This window comes from Aminobacter aminovorans (genome assembly GCF_900445235.1).
GTDB classification, from domain to species: Bacteria; Pseudomonadota; Alphaproteobacteria; order Rhizobiales; family Rhizobiaceae; genus Aminobacter; species Aminobacter aminovorans.
This window is the reverse complement of the sequence record NZ_UFSM01000001.1, coordinates 1,315,383-1,331,083: the sequence shown is the minus strand read 5'-3', so window position 1 is coordinate 1,331,083 and position 15,701 is coordinate 1,315,383. Positions and strand designations below refer to the sequence as shown.

Below are 15,701 nucleotides of genomic sequence, written 5' to 3'. Positions count from 1 at the left end.
GTCAGAGAGCGATATGTGGCGGCCGGCCTCATGGCGGTCGCATGGCGTCATAACTTCAGCGACGGCCGCGCTTCGGCGCGCTGGCGGCAGTGTTTTCATCATGCAACTTACGCCAGCGCGAAAACCGCTTGGCATCGATGCTGCCACGCGCAAGGGCGGCGAGCACGGCGCAGGAAGGCTCATGGGAGTGCGTGCAATCATTGAACTTGCATTGGGTCGCCAGTTCGATGATTTCGGCGAACACCACATCCAGCCCCTCGGCCATCTCGCCCAGATGCAACGTGCGAATCCCGGGAGAATCGAGCACCCACCCGCCGCCTGCGACCGGATGGAGCGAGCGCGCCGTCGTCGTGTGCCGCCCAGTTGAATCATGGACTCGAATGGCGCCGGTGAGTTGGGCTGTGGCGCCGCCCGAGGCGGCTAGCGTGTTGACCAGCGTCGACTTGCCTACCCCCGACGACCCGGTCAGCGCCACCGTCTTGCCCACGCCAAACCAGGTCTGCAGCTTTGCCAATGCGTCGGGCGCTCGCGGATCGACGACCACCACCGGCAGGTCGCGCGCCAACTCGGCTGCTTGCGCGAGAAAGGGGGCGGCGTCATTGGCCGTGTCGGCCTTGGTCAGAACAAGGACTGGCGCGATTTCAGCCTGGCCTGCCATGGCGAGATAGCGCTCGAGCCGTGGCACGTTGAAATCGCCATTGCAGGAGGTGACAATGAAGAGCGTGTCGATATTGGCGCCGGACAGCTGTGTGCTGCCGTCCGCCATACGCCGGGTGAGAAGCGAAGCGCGCGCGAGCCGCCGTCGCACGAGGAAATCGCCTGGGTCGGCGAGCACGAAATCGCCCACCGCATAATCGCCGCTGATACTGTTGGCCGGCAGAATGAGATCGACCGCGCCATTGATGGATTGCCCGCTCATTCGCGCGCGATGGACATGGGCGATGCGAACGGGAACAAGGCTGGCCTCGTCTTCGCCGACCTGGTCACCAAAGAAGGAAGACCAACCCAACCCGATGAGCGCTGCCTTGTGTGTCGGTTCTGTCAATGCCATTTCCCTTGTCCAAGCCCGTGCATATGCCTGAGGCGGCAGAGACGCCGCCGACTTCAAACCGCGACCCTAGCACAACGACCCTAGCACGACGCCCCCTAGTACAACGCCCCCTAGGACAACGTAGGCAGCCCGTGCATACGGGAAACGGCTGTCGGTACAAGCCGCCCGCCCACGTGCCTCAAAGTCTTTGCTCGCATATGCGTCCGGCACATTGCCTTGGGCGGGTCCGAAGCGACGGCGCAGCAAGCCGCCTAAGCGGCGGCACCTGAGCGCTCACTAAGGAAACGCAAGCGGTTGGTCCGCTCTTTCGGCCGGTCAGGGGATAGCTGCCATGCGGCAACCGTCTTCGCAGAGATTGCAGCCTTTGATATTGCCTCTTGCGCTTATTTAAGTTCTTGGGCGAGCCCGATGAGCAGCCCTCCGGGCCCGCGGATGTAGCAGAGCCGATACGCGTCTTTATAGTCGACGACTTCGCCTACGAGCTGCGCCCCGCGATGGCGAAGCCTTTCAAGCGTCTCGTTGATGTCGTCCACGGTGAACATGACGCGGAGGTAGCCAAGCGCGTTGACCGGGGCGTTGCGGTGATCTCCGACGACTTCCGGCACCAGGAAGCGGGAGAGCTCGAGCCGGCTGTGGCCGTCCGGTGTGCGCATCATGGCGATCTCGACCCGTTGATCGCCCAGTCCAGTGACAAGTCCGGCCCATTCTCCTTCGATCATGGCCCGCCCTTCGAGCTCGAGGCCGAGCTCGCGAAAGAAATCAATCGCCCCTTCGAGGTCATCGACGACGATTCCTACATTGTCCATCCGTTTGAGCGCCATGTGTCCAATCTCCAAAATGTCGTCCAAATCGCAAACTCACAAAACAGCTTGCCAGGTGGAAAAAATTTCCAGATCCCAGCGAGAAACGCCCCCGATCGTCTCGATCGGGAACGGTGCCAGTCAGTCATTCCCGGGACGCTTGAAGGCAACAAAGGACCCTTAGAGTGCCTGGAAGCGCAAGGCATGGCGTCGGTCGGCCGAAGTGGCGTCACTTTTCAACATAACTGCGGAAATTGTTCAGGATCGCCTGCCAGCCGTCGCGCTGCATCTCGATGGAATTCTGCGTCTCGGCATCGAACATCGTGGTCACCTTCGTGCCATTTTCGGTGGCATCAAATATCGTCCGCGCCTTGCGCCCGTCGCCCATCGCTAATGTGATGGCCTTGTACGGTTCGATCTCGTCGTACACTGCCTCGAAGTCGAAACCGAAACTGCCGTCCTTGGCTTCCATGCGCGCCTTGTAGCGACCGCCGACCCTCAGGTCAGCTTCGGCGCTTGGGCAACACCAGTCGTCGGAAGCGAAATTCCACTGCGTGATGTCAGCGGGTGTCGTGTAGGCCTCCCAGACGCGCTCGATCGGCGCCGCAATCGTGGTGGCAATGGTGATCTGCTGGATGGTCACTTTTGGAATCCTTGTTGTCCCAGTTGGATGAGATTTCGCGGGCAGTTCATTGCGTGATTTCGGGTTCGACGAGTTTGGCAAGCTTGCGCAGGGACTCTTGCCAGCCGAGGTAGCATGCCTCGACGGGGATCAGATCGGGCACGTTCTCCTGAACCACCGTCATGTCAGTTCCGACGGAGACGGCCCTTAGCGTGACCGTCACTTTCATCTCGCCCGGAAGGTTCGGATCATCGAAGACATCGCTATAGACGAGCGTCTCGCCGGGAACGAGTTTCAGATAAGTGCCGCCGAAAGAATGGCTTTGCCCGGTGGCGAAGTTTCGGAAGGACATTCTGTGCTTGCCGCCTTCCCGCGCCTCGAGCTCATGGACCGTACAGGTAAAGCCGAAGGGCGGGAGCCAACTCGCAATCGCGTCGGGTTCCAGAAATGCGCGGTAGATCTTTTCGGGTTTCGTGGCAAAGACCCGGTGCAGCTTTAAAGTGTTGGGCATGGTCACCTCCATTCATTGAGCTCCCCTAGGACGAACAAACAGTGCGTCTGCCGACAATCGAACTCATTTTTTTGCCAGAGGCTCTCACGGGGCGCGCAATATGGCGGTGTGCTTGAAGCTGAAGCGCCGATAGAGTTCGGTACGGCCGACATGCGGCGCGCCGCCGAGTGGCAGGGGCGGGGCCGTGAGCTGCCGGTCAACCCGGTAGGCTGAAGTCACCCGCAAGCGGACGTTTCGCGAGCTCTCTACGTATCCAAACAGCACAAACAATCGCTGTTGGCGGATGGATCAAAGCCTATCAGTCCGGCATCTTGTTGCTCGACAAGAGTGCCTTTCCGATGTGTCCATCGAGTGCAAGCCGCTCGCAGCGCTCGCCGTCGGACTCATCAATGTAGCTTTCGATGTGTTTGAAGCCGAGCTTCGCCAAAATACGCAGCGACGCGAAATTGCGCACAACCGCCTCGGCCGTCACCTGTTGAATCGTCAGACTTTCAAAGGCGTAGCGGAGGACTTCGCGCGCCGCCTCGCTGCCCAGTCCCTGCCCCCAATGCGCACGCGCCAGCACAAATCCCAATGCGGCTGTCTTGGCGTCGGTTGCGCCGAAAGACAGGGTGATCGTCCCGATTGCGTCAGATACTCCCACTTGGTCTATGGACCACTTGATCGCCTTGCCGTCAGCGAACCGCTGACGCGAACGGGCGAACCATTGCGCGCCTGCGCTTATGTCTGCCGGATCGGGATCGCCGGCAAGGGAGGCGGACTCGACATCCGTCGCGCGCGCAAACCATGCTGGGATATCCCGTTCACTCGGCGCCCGGAGCACGAGCCTTGGCGTCGTGAGCTTAGGAAATCGGACTGATTCCATAAGGCATTTTCGACCTGAGGCGGTGCCAATGCAACAGCACTGGCGGGCCGCGTCAGCTAATGCGAGAGGTGGACAAGTTTCGCCGACGTACCCACGAGCTGTTTGGCCCGTCGGCTGACAGTCCGGTTTCGAGCCACTGATGTGCGACAACTGCCGGCAAAAAAGCGCGTCGATCCCAGAGACGGTTTCCGCCCCCAACAGACGGCAATAGCTGCCATTCCTCTCCCATTCTCGCCGAACCATGCATGGTTAAACGATCAGACAGCACCCATCTCATTCGGCCTGTACTGTAGCCGCAATTACGTACCGCAGAATGTCTGCAGGACGCGCTCTTCGTCTTTTGGTGGCTGCGCGTATTCCTCCATCTCGGGCTGCTCGTCGAACGGGCGCGCCAGCACAGTGAGCAAGCTCTGGAAAGGGCCAAAGTCGCCTTCATCGGTGGCGGCGGCGATGGCAGCTTCGACACGGTGATTGCGTGCTATGTACTTCGGGTTCACGGTGCGCATCCGAGCCGTGCGGTCGGCTGCATTCTCCGGCTCGCGAGCCAGCCGTTCACGCCAGCGCAAAGCCCAGCTGTCGAAGGCAGTAGGGTCGATGAAGTGGTTGCGGACTCGGCCGACGCCGTCGACCTCATGCGCGAGATCGCGAAATGTAAGGGTGAAATCCGCCCCGTTGCGCGCCATCAGGTCAAGCATTCCGGCCGCGAGCTCAAGGTCTTCAGGCTGTTCGGTAAACAGCCCGATCTTGTGGCGGATGCCTTCATTAAACGCAGCCTCGTAGCGTGCCTGGAACGACCCGATCACCGCTTTCGCCTGCTCAAGGCCCTCATCGTCTCCGCCTGCTTCGCCTCCCAGAATGGGCAGCAGCGCTTCGGCCAGTCGCGCCAGGTTCCAGACGGTGATGCGGGGCTGGTTTGCAAAGGCGTAGCGGCCTTGACGGTCGATGGAACTGAACACAGTCGCCGGATGATAGGCGTCCATGAACGCACATGGACCATAATCGATCGTCTCGCCAGAAATTGCGACGTTGTCGGTATTGAGGACGCCATGGATAAAGCCGACCAGCATCCACTGCGCCACCAGCTTCGCCTGTGCTGCTACGACGGCATTGAGGAACCCAAGGTAGCGACGGGGGACTTCGGCGAGATGCGGATAGTGCCGCGCAATTGCGTAATCCGCCAGCGCCCTCAGGCCGTCGATGTCTTCCCGTGCGGCAAGGTACTGGAACGTGCCGACGCGGATGTGGCTGGCGGCAACGCGCGCTATCAGCGCTCCGGGAAGCCTGGTCTCGCGGTAGACGTGCTCGCCAGTGGCAACCAGCGACAGGGTTCGCGTGGTTGGAATGGCGAGTGCGTGCATCGCCTCGCTGACGATGTACTCGCGCATCATCGGTCCGAGCGCTGCGCGCCCATCGCCATTGCGGGAAAACCGGGTCGGACCGGAGCCCTTCAATTGAACGTCGCGCAATTGGCCGCTGGTATCGAGCAACTCTCCGACGAGGACGGCGCGACCGTCGCCAAGCTGCGGCACGAAGTTGCCGAACTGGTGACCCGCATAGGCCTGGGCGATGGGGCGCACATCACCGGGGAAGCGGTTTCCGGCCAGCATTTCGATGCCGTCAGGACTGCGCAACCAGACGATGTCGAGGCCTAGTTGCGTCGCCAGTGTTTCATTCAGTTCAACCAGATGCGGTGTCGAAACCGAGGATGGATCAGGACGGGCGTAAAGCCGTTCGGGGAGGTCGGCGGCATAGGTGTGTTGGAACCGGGGACTGCGCATGACATCTCGGGCTTGTTCAGGTTACCAGCTAAATAGGCATGCCGCGGGTCGCGGGCCAGCAATTTGAGAGGGGCTGTTGGGTCGCAACCCAATCGCAGTTTCTGATATTGGACGTCCAGCCAGGAAGCTGCTGTCAGTTGTCGCCGTAGCGCCATTCCATATCCAGATGGAAGCGAGCGGCCGAGGGTCTGATGCGTACTCTTGACGCAGTCCTCGTTCTGGGTCCCTAAGCGCAGGACGCGGGCCGGTAAGCCAAGACAGTAATTCGGAGGCCGCTTCGAACACAACCACAACGGCGCCACGCCACCAGTTCATGAATTCCATGAAAGCAAATGTCGCATCGCCTCCGCGATTGCGAGGTCCATTGCTTTCGGTTTTCCGGGCCGGGGTCGGCACCCATCATGCCCATGGGGAATCTCAAGGCGGTATGAAGTGCTTGCACGGCCTTGGCGCCCACTGCGGGATATGTGTGGGTAAGAAGCGAGAAATCAGGGTCAGCACCCGTTCACGCAATTCACGAATTCCTGCCGGATGGATGAAGAAGGGGCAAAGATAACCTGCCTTCTATCGGACTCCGTCTCATGGCCTTCCGTGGCGAGCACGCCCGACAGAAAACCGAGCGGATCGGCGTGATGGGACAAAGTACCGTTCTCTTGGGCGAGCTGCAGGCCAAAATCGATCACACCCTCGACTTCTCTACTGCGTCGTTCGATGTGCCAGGCTTGCCGGCGGATTGACGTCTGCTTTTGGCGACTTGCAGCCGATGTCCGAACGGCCGAAATGGGGCGCAGATCGGCATCGCAGTTCGGTCGATGGACACCTTCCCATTCCCCCCGCCAAGGCCTACCCTGCCTCCAGGCATAGGAGGCTTCGATGACGTCAAGCTTCAACGTGCAGGATGCGGCCGGCTATGAGCAGTTGATGGGCCGCTGGAGCCAGAAACTCGCGGTGCCATTCATCAACTTTGCCGGTCTCGCCGATGGCGAGAAGGTGCTCGACGTCGGCTGTGGCACCGGCAGCCTGACCTTCGCACTGGCCAAGGCCGCAAATCTCAAGGAAATCGCGGCCATCGACTTCTCGCCGGTCTTTGTCGCGACAGCTCAGGCGCACAACACGGACCCACGCATAAAGATCAGTCAGGCCGATGCCTGCGCCCTGCCCTTCGAGGACAACAACTTCGACCGCACGCTGGCGCTGCTGGTGCTGCATTTCGTGCCCGAGGCGCCAAAGGCGATCGCGGAGATGGCCAGGGTGACACGGCCGGGCGGGGTGGTCGCGGCCACGGTGTGGGATCATTATGGCGGCATGCCCGGCATGCGCATGGCGGTCGACACGCTGGCTGCGCTCGGCGAAGCCGGCCGGCAACTACGCGCCCGCTATTGTTTCCAGCCGATGATGCAGCCGGGCGAGATGAAAGCCGCCTTCCTTGCACAAGGGCTGTCACGCGTCGAGGAAACCCAGCTTTTGCTGCGCATGGACTATGCTGACTTCGGCGATCTCTGGGCGCCCATCGGCGCGGGCGAAGGTCCGATCGGCAAATTTGTCGCCACGCTCGACCAGGCAGAGAAGGTGCGCGCCGAAGCTGCCGTGCGCGATGCCTACGAGGCCGGCCGCCCCGACGGTCAGCGCTCCTTTGCCAATATCGCCTGGGCCGTGCGCGGCATCGTTGCCTGAGGCCGCGCCCATGACGGGCGATGAGTTCCTGGGCTTGGCGCGGTAAAGGCTTCCTTGGAAGCGCCGGGGAGACGCGGCGAGGCCGAAGGCCCCTCAGCCCACGTCCAGCACGATCTTGCCGATATGCTCGCCCTCTTCCATGCGCTCATGCGCCCGCCAGGCTTCCTTGAGTGGGAAGATCATGTCCATGACGGGTGCGACGCGGCGGACAGCGAGCAACGGCCACACTTGGGCCTCGAGCGCTGCCGCGATCGCGCCCTTGAACTCGTTGGTGCGTGGCCTGAGCGTCGAGCCGGTATGGGTCAGCCTCTTGACCATCAGCTTAGAGAAGTCGGCACTCGCCACCGCCCCGCCTTGCGTTGCGATCTGGACGATGCGGCCGTCTACGGCGGCAGCATTGTAATTTCGGCCGACATAGTCGCCGCCGACCATGTCGAGGATGACGTCGGCGCCCTTGCCGCCGGTAGCGTCCTTTACCGCCTGGACGAAGTCTTCGTTCCGGTAGTTGATGGCGCGATCGGCCCCGAGCTTCAGGCAGGCAGCGCACTTGTCCTCGGAACCGGCGGTGACGATGACATAGGCGCCGAAGGCCGAGGCGAGTTGGATCGCCGTCGTGCCGATGCCCGACGAGCCGCCATGGATGAGCAGCGTCTCGCCTGGTTTGAGCGCGCCACGCTCGAAGACGTTATGCCAGACGGTGAAGAAGGTTTCGGGCACGGCGGCTGCTTCGGTGAAGGTGAAGCCCGTGGGCATGGGCAGCGCGTTGGTCTCGTGCACCTTGGCGTATTCGGCATAACCGCCGCCCGGCGTCAGCGCGCAGATCGCATCGCCGATGCGCCAGCGCGTGGCACTGTCGCCGACGGCTGCCACCTCGCCCGACACTTCGAGCCCGGGCAGTTCGGAGGCGCCCGGCGGCGCGGGATAGGCGCCCTTGCGCTGCAACACGTCGGGCCGGTTGACGCCGGCCGCATGCACGCGGATCAGGATCTCGCCCTGGCCGAGTTCAGGCAGGTCGCGCTTCTCGGCCTTGAGCACGCGCGGCCCGCCCGGCTGCGAAATCGCCACCGCGAGCATCTTGGCTGGAAGCTTGGCAACATTGGCCATGTCTTTTCGGTCTCCGCTGGTCCGGTGTGCCCCGGACTTTATATGCCCCGGACTTTACATGTGTTTGACCGCACTATGTATTCTGATTGGCAAATCAGGCAAACGCCTGCCCGAGATGGAGGAGAGCGAGATGGCGCTGTTCGACGACGAGCCGATCAAGAAGAAACCGGTCCACGAGATCGGCCAGGATCTGTCGCTGCTTTCGGTCGGTGAGCTCAACGAGCGCATCTCAGCCCTGCACGCCGAGATCGGCCGGCTCGAGGCAGAGCTTTCCGTCAAGGGCTCGACCAAATCGGCCGCCGAGGCGCTGTTCAAGCGCGGCTGAAACGCGCGCCGCCACCGATATGCCCCAAACGGGTTATCATCAGGTGCCAGTGCCTAATTGATTCGTGGTGGGACACCAGATGCTCGCAACCTACCGGCCGATCCTGTCGTTGCTCCGCGGCACAGCTTTCCTGCTCGCAGCATCGGGCCTGCATGGCCTGCTGCTTCCCCTCCGCGGCCAGGAAGAAGGCTTTTCGACCACCGCACTCGGCCTGATGGGCACGGCCTGGGCCGGCGGCTTCGTCGCCGGTTGCTACTTCGCCCCGCGGGTCGTCCGCCGCGCCGGCCATGTCCGCGCCTTCGGCACCTTCGCCGCATCGGCCGCGATCATCGCGCTGCTGACGGGTCTGATCGTCAACGAATATGTCTGGATCGCGCTGCGCGCCTTTACCGGCTTCGCCATGGCCGGCGCCTTCATGGTCATCGAAAGCTGGCTCAACGAGCGCGCCACCAACGAAAACCGCGGCACCGTCTTCGGCCTCTACATGATGGTCACCTACGCCTCGATCATGGCCGGCCAGATGATGGTCGCCGGCGGTGACGTCACCAGCGCCTCGCTGTTCATGGTGACAGGCATCCTGTTTTGCCTGTCGCTGATCCCGACTGCGGTTTCGAGTGCCGCCCACCCCAAGCCGCTGCAGGACGTCTCGCTCGACATCAAGGGCCTCTACGCAAACTCCCCGGTCGCCTCGGTCGCCTGCTTCCTCATCGGCGTCGCCAATGGCGACTGGGGCACGCTTGGCGCGGTCTATGGCGCGCGCGTCGGCATCTCGACGCCCGAGATCGCGCTGATGATGAGCCTCGTGGTCGTCGCCGGTGCCGCACTGCAGATCCCGATCGGCAAGGTCTCCGACCGCACCGACCGCCGCTATGTGCTGATCGGCGCCTCGCTCGCTTCGGCGGTCGCCGCCGTTCTGATCTTCCTGGTGGCGCCGCGCTCCGGCGTCTTCGTCATCGCCATGACCGCCTGCTACGGCGCCTTTGCCTACACGCTTTATTCGCTGGCGGTGGCGCATGCCAACGACCACGCCAAGCCTGAGGATTTCGTCAAGGTTTCGGGCGGGCTGCTGCTGCTCTACGGCTTCGGCACCATGGTCGGGCCACTGCTTGGCGCCGGCCTGATGGACTACATGCGGCCGGAAGCGCTGTTCCTCGCGACAGCTGCCGCGCATTTCACGCTGGCCGGCTACACCGCACTGCGCATCAAGCGGCGTGCGCCGGTGCCGATCAAGGATCGCGAGGCCTTCAAGACCCAGCCGGCGGACCGCAGCGCGACGCCGGAATCGCTGCGCCTCGACCCCAGGCACGAGGACGCCGCCTGACAGGCAAGGTGGTGCGACGAGACGCCGGCACGGCGATTGCGACCGGTAGTTGAGATTTCGCCGATGTTGCGGCACAAATGGGCCATGACAACTGACGCGCCGTTCCTCGCCATATCGGATGCCAACCGGCGCCATCTGCTGGAAGAATTGCGGCGTGGCCCCAAGACCGTCAGCGAACTTGCCGCAGGCCTGCCGGTTTCACGCCCGGCGGTGTCACAACACCTCAAGGTTTTGCTCGACGCCGGCCTTGTCAGCGCCCGCGCCGAAGGCACGCGCCGCGTCTATGCGGTCAGCGTTGCCGGCTTCCGCAAGCTCAACATCTGGCTGGATCAGTTCTGGGACGCCTGAGGCTTTGTCCGGTGCCGCCTCGGAGGCGGTCATGCCCAGGAGGATGGATGCGCCAGTCCTATGCCAGGCAATAACGCGACGTGCCAAGGATGTGGCTGATCACGGCAATGGCCTAGCGGAAGCGCCATATCGGCGGCTCAACCGCCAATATGCACGAGCATCGCGCTGCGGATGCGCTGTTCCGGTGCGATGATTTGGCTGATAAATATCACCCTGATCCGGCGGCGATGTTGCTTCGCCGCCGGCTGTCGGGCCCTTGCCGAAAATCAGGGCCTTGCTGGAGACCTCGTGCCTGAGCCTAGTGCTGCGTCGGGTCACCTTTCAGCTTTTCAATCTCGTCCTTGAGAGCCAGCTTGCGACGCTTCAGCGCTACGATTTGCAGGTCGTCCATGGATGGATGATTCATTGCTTCGCCGAGCTGGCGCTCGACGTCACCATGTTTGCGCTGAAGTTCTTCAAGATGGGAAGCAAGAGACATGATTGGTTCTCCCTTTCATGGTTTCCTCGATGCTCCGGGCACAGCCCTGCCCACCGCAGACAGTGCTCTGTGACGGAACCATGACAGTCTGCCATCCCCCGTCGGCGATGTCGAATAAAGTGTGGTAGCATTTCCTGACAGCGTGAAATGTGATAAGGGCTTCGCGCCGGTGACAAGGAGTCGCCGACCCCGCCTTAGGAGCGCCCCGGGTGCGCCAGTGAGTTTGCAGACGGTAGACATGTCGGAACAGGAACAAGCCGAGATTCGTCTCGAGTTTGCACGCTTGAAGCAGGACCATGCGGATTTCGATGCCGCAATCAACGCGATGATCGCGATGGGCTGCGATACGTTGCAGATCCAGCGGATGAAGAAGAAGAAGCTGGTCCTCAAGGACAAGATCAGCCAGATCGAAGACCGCATCATCCCCGACATCATCGCCTGAGAAACCGCCATTTTCGGCCGGCCTTTGGTTGCGATGGCAGCGCATTTCGGTTAACGCAGGCTGATCAAGCAGGGGTGCCGCGCGTGAGCAAAGACAGGGTCGACGTCGCCATCATCATGGGGAGCCAGTCTGACTGGGCGACCATGCGCCATGCCGCCGAATTGCTCGAAGTGCTTGGCATCGCCTTTGAGGCACGCATCGTCTCGGCCCACCGCACACCCGACCGTCTTTACGACTTCGCCAAGGGCGCCAAGGCAGCAGGCTTCCGCGTCATCATCGCCGGCGCCGGCGGTGCGGCCCATCTTCCCGGCATGACTGCAGCCATGACCTCTCTGCCGGTGTTCGGCGTGCCGGTCGAATCGAAGGCCTTGTCGGGCCAGGATTCGCTGCTTTCCATCGTCCAGATGCCGGCCGGCATCCCCGTCGGCACGCTTGCCATCGGCAAGGCCGGTGCCGCCAACGCTGCACTGCTTGCCGCGGCCGTGCTTGCCCTGTCCGACGACGCGCTCGCCGCAAGGCTCGACGAATGGCGCGCTGCCCAGACCGCACGGGTCGCTGAACAGCCGACGGACGACGCGTGAGCGCGCCCCTTCCCCTCGGCGCCACCATCGGCATCATCGGCGGCGGCCAGCTCGGCCGCATGCTGGCCATGGCAGCGGCTCGCCTCGGCTACCAGACGGTCGTTCTGGAGCCGCAGGCAGACTGCCCGGCAGCCCAGGTCGCCAACCGCCAGATCGTTGCTGCCTATGACGACCCCGCGGCCCTCGACGGGCTGGCGCGCGCCAGTGCCGTCGTCACCTATGAATTCGAAAACGTGCCGGTTGTCGCTGCCGAACGGCTGGGCCGCACGATCGCGGTCTACCCGCCGGCACGCGCCCTCGAGGTTGCCCAGGACCGCCTCGTCGAAAAGACCTTCCTCAACGGGATCGGGATATCCACAGCCGGCTTCCGGCCTGTAGACAACGATGCCGAGCTGGCGGAGGCGCTGAAGGCCTTCGACTGCAGCGGCGTGCTGAAGACCTGCCGTATGGGTTATGACGGCAAGGGCCAGATGGTCTTCCGCAACATGACGACAGGCGGCTTCGACGGCGCCTGCGCCTCGCTCGGCAATGTGCCGCTGGTGCTCGAATCCTTCGTCGCCTTCGAACGCGAAATCTCGATCATCGCGGCGCGCGGCACCGATGGCAGCATCGCCGTCTTCGATCCGGCTGAAAACGTGCACCGCAACGGTATTCTGGCGACCTCGACGGTGCCGGCCACGATCGGCAGCGAAACTGCCATGGCAGCACGCGACGCGGCACGCAAGATTCTCACGGCACTCGATTATGTCGGCGTCATCGGCGTCGAGTTCTTTGTCCTTGCCGACGGCTCGCTGCTGGTGAACGAGATAGCGCCGCGGGTACACAATTCAGGCCACTGGACCGAGGCGGCCTGTGTGGTCTCGCAGTTCGAGCAGCACATCCGCGCCGTCGCCGGCCTGCCGCTCGGCGACGCCAACCGCCACTCCGACTGTGTCATGGAAAACCTGATCGGCGACGATATCGACAAGGTCCCGGCGCTGCTCGGCGAGCCGGATGTCGCCGTGCATCTCTACGGCAAGGCCGAGGCCCGCCCCGGCCGCAAGATGGGCCATTTCACCCGGCTGTTGCCACGCCGCTAAAAGACAGCCGCCAGCAATGGGCTGACTGCACCTGTGGCTGCGCCGGCTCGCCTTGCTGCCAAACTCACGCAGCAGGCCTTTGCAGCGAACCGAAGAAGCCGATGATGCGCATTATGCGTTTCTGGTCGGCATCGACAAAGGCGATGTCGAGGCCCTCGGGCGGCAATGATCCATCGGGCATAACGAACTGCCACGCGAAGCGCGCGACGCCATGATGAACATCCACCTCGCTTGTGCGCAGTATACGGGCTCCGGGGTGCCTAGCCTGAGTTCCCGCGATATGCGCAAGCAGCTCTTCCACGCCTTCGGCATGGACCGAGGGGTCGGTGTAGGTTGCACCCTCGCTCCACACCGAAAGCAGCAGGGCTCGCCGCTGCCCGGCGTTCTCCGTGGACCAGGCAGCGCAATAGGTGTCGACGAGAAGCGTCAGAGACATTCCGTTTCCTTCATATCAAGCATTGGCATGAGGCTGGCCTACAAGGTGGCCAGCCTCCTCGTTGCCGCGGCTCTCAGGCGGCCTTGCCCATGAACTGCGATAACGCCGCGAAATCTCCATGCAACTGGCCGGCTGCAATCGCCCGCTGGAAGATGAAGCCGTAACCGTCAACCACCGAGCGGTCGATGCCACGCGCATCCATGAGTTCCAGGAGGTGCCGGAACGCACTGTGATGGATGGAAATCGACGAAAGGGTCTCCTCGTCGCTGGCAAAACGGCCGGCATCGGTACGCTTGATGAGGTCAGTGACGAGCCCCTCGACAACGGGCGCTGTCGCCGTCCACTGCCGACCCAGTTCGCCCAGATCGATCCCTTCGGCCTGGCTCACGGCAATGGCGTTGAGCGCTCCGAACAATGCGCCCCACATCAAGGCCAGCAAAGCGCTATCAAGCGCATTGGCACGTCCAGGGTCTTGTCCGACATGCTGGACATTACCGCCCAACGCGCGAAAGACGGCCTCGTTGTCCTGAAAGGCCTGTCCCTGCCCCGAGACCAGGATGGTGCCCGCATCGGTGCCGATGAAGTCAGGCGTTGCCATGATCGCACCATCGAGATAGCCGGCGCCGTGCCTGCCACACCACTCGGCGGCATCGCGCGCCCCCTGTGGCGTTCCCGACGTCAGCTCGATGATCAGCTTGCCGCGAATGGTGGAAGCGATGGCTTCGTCATGCAGGATGTCGGCAGTGGCAGCATAGTCGCTGACGTTGACGATGATCATCTCAGCTGAAGTCACGGCTTCCAGCGCCGAAGACGCAACCGTTGCGCCGAGCAAGGCGAGCGGCTCGGCCTTTTGCTTTGTCCGGTTCCAGACCGTCGTGCGATGGCCCTCGGCAAGCAGGGCGCGGGCAAGTGCGGAGCCCATGCGGCCGGTTCCTAAAACGGCGATTGAACGCTTCATTCCAACTCTCCATATCAACTGGCGGCGCCACGACGCGACGTCTGTCGCGACGTCGTGGAGGTATGGTGAGATGGGCGGCACACAATACGAACCCGGGCGTAAGTGGTCACCTCGCGGTAAGGAGAGCAAGCATGGACAAGACGGCGGACAATGGCTTTGTAGCGGCTGTCAGGATGACCGAAGGCAAATGGAAGATAGACATTCTTTGCCAGCTCGGAACGGCATCACGCCGGTTCGGCCGGTTGAGGCAGTCGATTCCCGGGATCAGCGAAAAGATGCTGGCGCAGCAATTGCGCGAACTGGAGGCCGATGGGCTCGTCGATCGGAGAGTCTATTCGGAGACGCCAGCCAAGGTGGTCTATTCGCTCACCGAACGCGGCGCAGCCCTCAACGCGGCAGCAGAATCACTATGTCGCTGGGGCGCGCAGTTCGGCCTTCCCTGCGATCGCAAGAACAAAGCGGAATACGCCTGAGACGAGACCTCTGCCGCGGACTGCCGGCCTACTGGCCCGGTACGGGACAGCTCAGGTCGCCTTCCTCGCATTTGAGGTAGCTGCCGAGTTGCGTCACACGCGCGTCGGTCAGTCCCTGCAGGCAGCCGGAATGGATCATCGGATAGGTCGACCCGCCTTCGACGCCGGAGGAGGCGAACTTGCATTCAGCGTCGCGGAAGGCGATCCAGGCGCGCTGCGAATCCTGCAGCTTCTTGCGCGCCTCGGCGTTGTCGGACAGCCGCTTCATGATAGCGCCATAAGCAGCATTGAGTTTGGCGTCTGACGCCGCGTAGTCGGCAGCCGCACAGATGTTCATGCCCGTCTGGGTCTGGTCGTTGCGGTCGCACTCCTCGGCCGACGCCACCGATGCCACCATAACGCCGGCCATTGAGATCAAGAGAATCGAATGCCGCATCTGCCTCTCCGTTGTCTGACGAGCGGGAGGATTCCAGCGAGGCTGTCCACTGGCAAGTCCCCGTCCCGGCACGGCCACGACCATTGCCGGCAAAAAAGCCGATCAATCCGCCGTGCGACGCGCTCGCGCGGTTGACTGGCCAAGACTCCTCGTCTAAGAGCCACTCACACAAATTGGGCGCGCACATTGGGCGCGCTTTTGGTTTCGGCCCGGAAGATGGGCCCCATCTGACGGGTTAGTGACATGAAGATCAAGAATTCGCTCAAGGCGCTCAAGGGCCGCCACCGTGACTGCCAGCTGGTTCGTCGCAAGGGCCGCATCTACATCATCAACAAGACTGCGCCGCGCTACAAGGCCCGCCAGGGCTGATGCCCGTCCGGCCGCTTGCGGCCGACGCATCACGGCAATTTCAGTTTGAC

The 15,701-nt window shown here is 62.7% G+C and carries 21 protein-coding genes; 10 read left to right on the top strand and 11 right to left on the bottom strand.

The genetic code is table 11. The features are described from left to right. Nucleotides 1–55 precede the first annotated feature (55 nt). The 6 genes from rsgA to DY201_RS06495 all read right to left on the bottom strand — a co-directional run bounded on the left by rsgA (nucleotide 56) and on the right by DY201_RS06495 (nucleotide 5,627). Nucleotides 56–1,051, bottom strand: coding sequence for a ribosome small subunit-dependent GTPase A (rsgA, locus tag DY201_RS06520; RefSeq protein ID WP_115730494.1), 996 nt, complete (start codon nucleotides 1,049–1,051; stop codon nucleotides 56–58). Nucleotides 1,052–1,434: 383 nt separating this feature from the next. Next, nucleotides 1,435–1,872 carry a VOC family protein gene (locus DY201_RS06515; protein ID WP_115733634.1) on the bottom strand — a complete coding sequence of 146 codons (438 nt, stop codon included), beginning with the start codon at nucleotides 1,870–1,872 and terminating at the stop codon, nucleotides 1,435–1,437. Between the two features lie 208 nt (nucleotides 1,873–2,080). Next, nucleotides 2,081–2,575, bottom strand: coding sequence for an SRPBCC family protein (locus tag DY201_RS06510; RefSeq protein WP_342635173.1), 495 nt, complete (start codon nucleotides 2,573–2,575; stop codon nucleotides 2,081–2,083). Continuing rightward, nucleotides 2,541–2,984, bottom strand: a complete 444-nt coding sequence (locus DY201_RS06505; protein WP_115733632.1) for an SRPBCC family protein — start codon at nucleotides 2,982–2,984, stop codon at nucleotides 2,541–2,543. The genes DY201_RS06510 and DY201_RS06505 overlap by 35 nt, the downstream gene beginning before the upstream one ends. A gap of 298 nt (nucleotides 2,985–3,282) precedes the next feature. Beyond that, nucleotides 3,283–3,849: a GNAT family N-acetyltransferase gene (locus DY201_RS06500; protein WP_115730493.1), complete on the bottom strand. Its 567-nt coding sequence runs from the start codon at nucleotides 3,847–3,849 to the stop codon at nucleotides 3,283–3,285. Between the two features lie 299 nt (nucleotides 3,850–4,148). Continuing rightward, nucleotides 4,149–5,627 carry a protein adenylyltransferase SelO gene (locus DY201_RS06495; RefSeq protein WP_115730492.1) on the bottom strand — a complete coding sequence of 493 codons (1,479 nt, stop codon included), beginning with the start codon at nucleotides 5,625–5,627 and terminating at the stop codon, nucleotides 4,149–4,151. Nucleotides 5,628–6,208: 581 nt separating this feature from the next. Here DY201_RS06495 and DY201_RS28935 point away from each other — a divergent pair. Next, entirely contained in the window at nucleotides 6,209–6,364 is a 156-nt protein-coding gene (locus tag DY201_RS28935) for a hypothetical protein (RefSeq protein ID WP_165915918.1), read from the top strand. A gap of 136 nt (nucleotides 6,365–6,500) precedes the next feature. Continuing rightward, nucleotides 6,501–7,301 (top strand): class I SAM-dependent methyltransferase, encoded by an 801-nt coding sequence (locus tag DY201_RS06490; protein WP_115730491.1) that lies wholly within the window; start codon nucleotides 6,501–6,503, stop codon nucleotides 7,299–7,301. Nucleotides 7,302–7,394: 93 nt separating this feature from the next. On the opposite strand, the gene DY201_RS06485 is transcribed toward DY201_RS06490, so the two are convergent. Next, a complete protein-coding gene (locus DY201_RS06485; RefSeq protein WP_115730490.1) occupies nucleotides 7,395–8,405 on the bottom strand; it encodes an NAD(P)H-quinone oxidoreductase in 1,011 nt (336 codons plus the stop codon). Between the two features lie 130 nt (nucleotides 8,406–8,535). Here DY201_RS06485 and DY201_RS06480 point away from each other — a divergent pair, with 130 nt between their 5' ends. The 3 genes from DY201_RS06480 to DY201_RS06470 all read left to right on the top strand — a co-directional run bounded on the left by DY201_RS06480 (nucleotide 8,536) and on the right by DY201_RS06470 (nucleotide 10,399). Further along, nucleotides 8,536–8,730: a DUF1192 domain-containing protein gene (locus tag DY201_RS06480; RefSeq protein WP_115733631.1), complete on the top strand. Its 195-nt coding sequence runs from the start codon at nucleotides 8,536–8,538 to the stop codon at nucleotides 8,728–8,730. 79 nt (nucleotides 8,731–8,809) lie between these two features. Further along, on the top strand, nucleotides 8,810–10,051 hold the full coding sequence (locus tag DY201_RS06475) for an MFS transporter (protein ID WP_115730489.1): 1,242 nt from the start codon (nucleotides 8,810–8,812) through the stop codon (nucleotides 10,049–10,051). An 84-nt stretch (nucleotides 10,052–10,135) separates the two neighbouring features. After that, nucleotides 10,136–10,399 (top strand): ArsR/SmtB family transcription factor, encoded by a 264-nt coding sequence (locus DY201_RS06470; protein WP_067957002.1) that lies wholly within the window; start codon nucleotides 10,136–10,138, stop codon nucleotides 10,397–10,399. Nucleotides 10,400–10,697: 298 nt separating this feature from the next. Here the strand turns inward: DY201_RS06470 and DY201_RS06465 are convergent, their stop codons facing one another. Continuing rightward, nucleotides 10,698–10,877, bottom strand: a complete 180-nt coding sequence (locus DY201_RS06465; protein WP_067956999.1) for a YdcH family protein — start codon at nucleotides 10,875–10,877, stop codon at nucleotides 10,698–10,700. A gap of 238 nt (nucleotides 10,878–11,115) precedes the next feature. Between DY201_RS06465 and DY201_RS06460 the strand changes: the two genes are divergently transcribed. The 3 genes from DY201_RS06460 to DY201_RS06450 all read left to right on the top strand — a co-directional run bounded on the left by DY201_RS06460 (nucleotide 11,116) and on the right by DY201_RS06450 (nucleotide 12,979). Further along, nucleotides 11,116–11,319: a YdcH family protein gene (locus tag DY201_RS06460; RefSeq protein ID WP_067956996.1), complete on the top strand. Its 204-nt coding sequence runs from the start codon at nucleotides 11,116–11,118 to the stop codon at nucleotides 11,317–11,319. A gap of 116 nt (nucleotides 11,320–11,435) precedes the next feature. Continuing rightward, a complete protein-coding gene (gene purE / locus DY201_RS06455; RefSeq protein ID WP_210283730.1) occupies nucleotides 11,436–11,900 on the top strand; it encodes a 5-(carboxyamino)imidazole ribonucleotide mutase in 465 nt (154 codons plus the stop codon). Continuing rightward, nucleotides 11,897–12,979, top strand: a complete 1,083-nt coding sequence (locus tag DY201_RS06450) for a 5-(carboxyamino)imidazole ribonucleotide synthase (RefSeq protein ID WP_115730488.1) — start codon at nucleotides 11,897–11,899, stop codon at nucleotides 12,977–12,979. Before purE ends, DY201_RS06450 begins: the two co-directional genes overlap by 4 nt. A gap of 64 nt (nucleotides 12,980–13,043) precedes the next feature. On the opposite strand, the gene DY201_RS06445 is transcribed toward DY201_RS06450, so the two are convergent. Then, nucleotides 13,044–13,415 (bottom strand): nuclear transport factor 2 family protein, encoded by a 372-nt coding sequence (locus tag DY201_RS06445; protein ID WP_115730487.1) that lies wholly within the window; start codon nucleotides 13,413–13,415, stop codon nucleotides 13,044–13,046. 73 nt (nucleotides 13,416–13,488) lie between these two features. Next, nucleotides 13,489–14,373 (bottom strand): NAD(P)-dependent oxidoreductase, encoded by an 885-nt coding sequence (locus DY201_RS06440; protein WP_115730486.1) that lies wholly within the window; start codon nucleotides 14,371–14,373, stop codon nucleotides 13,489–13,491. Nucleotides 14,374–14,504: 131 nt separating this feature from the next. Between DY201_RS06440 and DY201_RS06435 the strand changes: the two genes are divergently transcribed. Then, nucleotides 14,505–14,846: a winged helix-turn-helix transcriptional regulator gene (locus DY201_RS06435; RefSeq protein WP_115730485.1), complete on the top strand. Its 342-nt coding sequence runs from the start codon at nucleotides 14,505–14,507 to the stop codon at nucleotides 14,844–14,846. A 28-nt stretch (nucleotides 14,847–14,874) separates the two neighbouring features. Here DY201_RS06435 and DY201_RS06430 read toward each other — a convergent pair whose 3' ends face one another. Beyond that, entirely contained in the window at nucleotides 14,875–15,282 is a 408-nt protein-coding gene (locus DY201_RS06430) for a lysozyme inhibitor LprI family protein (protein ID WP_115730484.1), read from the bottom strand. A 243-nt stretch (nucleotides 15,283–15,525) separates the two neighbouring features. Between DY201_RS06430 and ykgO the strand changes: the two genes are divergently transcribed. Next, entirely contained in the window at nucleotides 15,526–15,651 is a 126-nt protein-coding gene (gene ykgO, locus DY201_RS06425) for a type B 50S ribosomal protein L36 (protein ID WP_018429929.1), read from the top strand. Nucleotides 15,652–15,701: the final 50 nt, after the last annotated feature.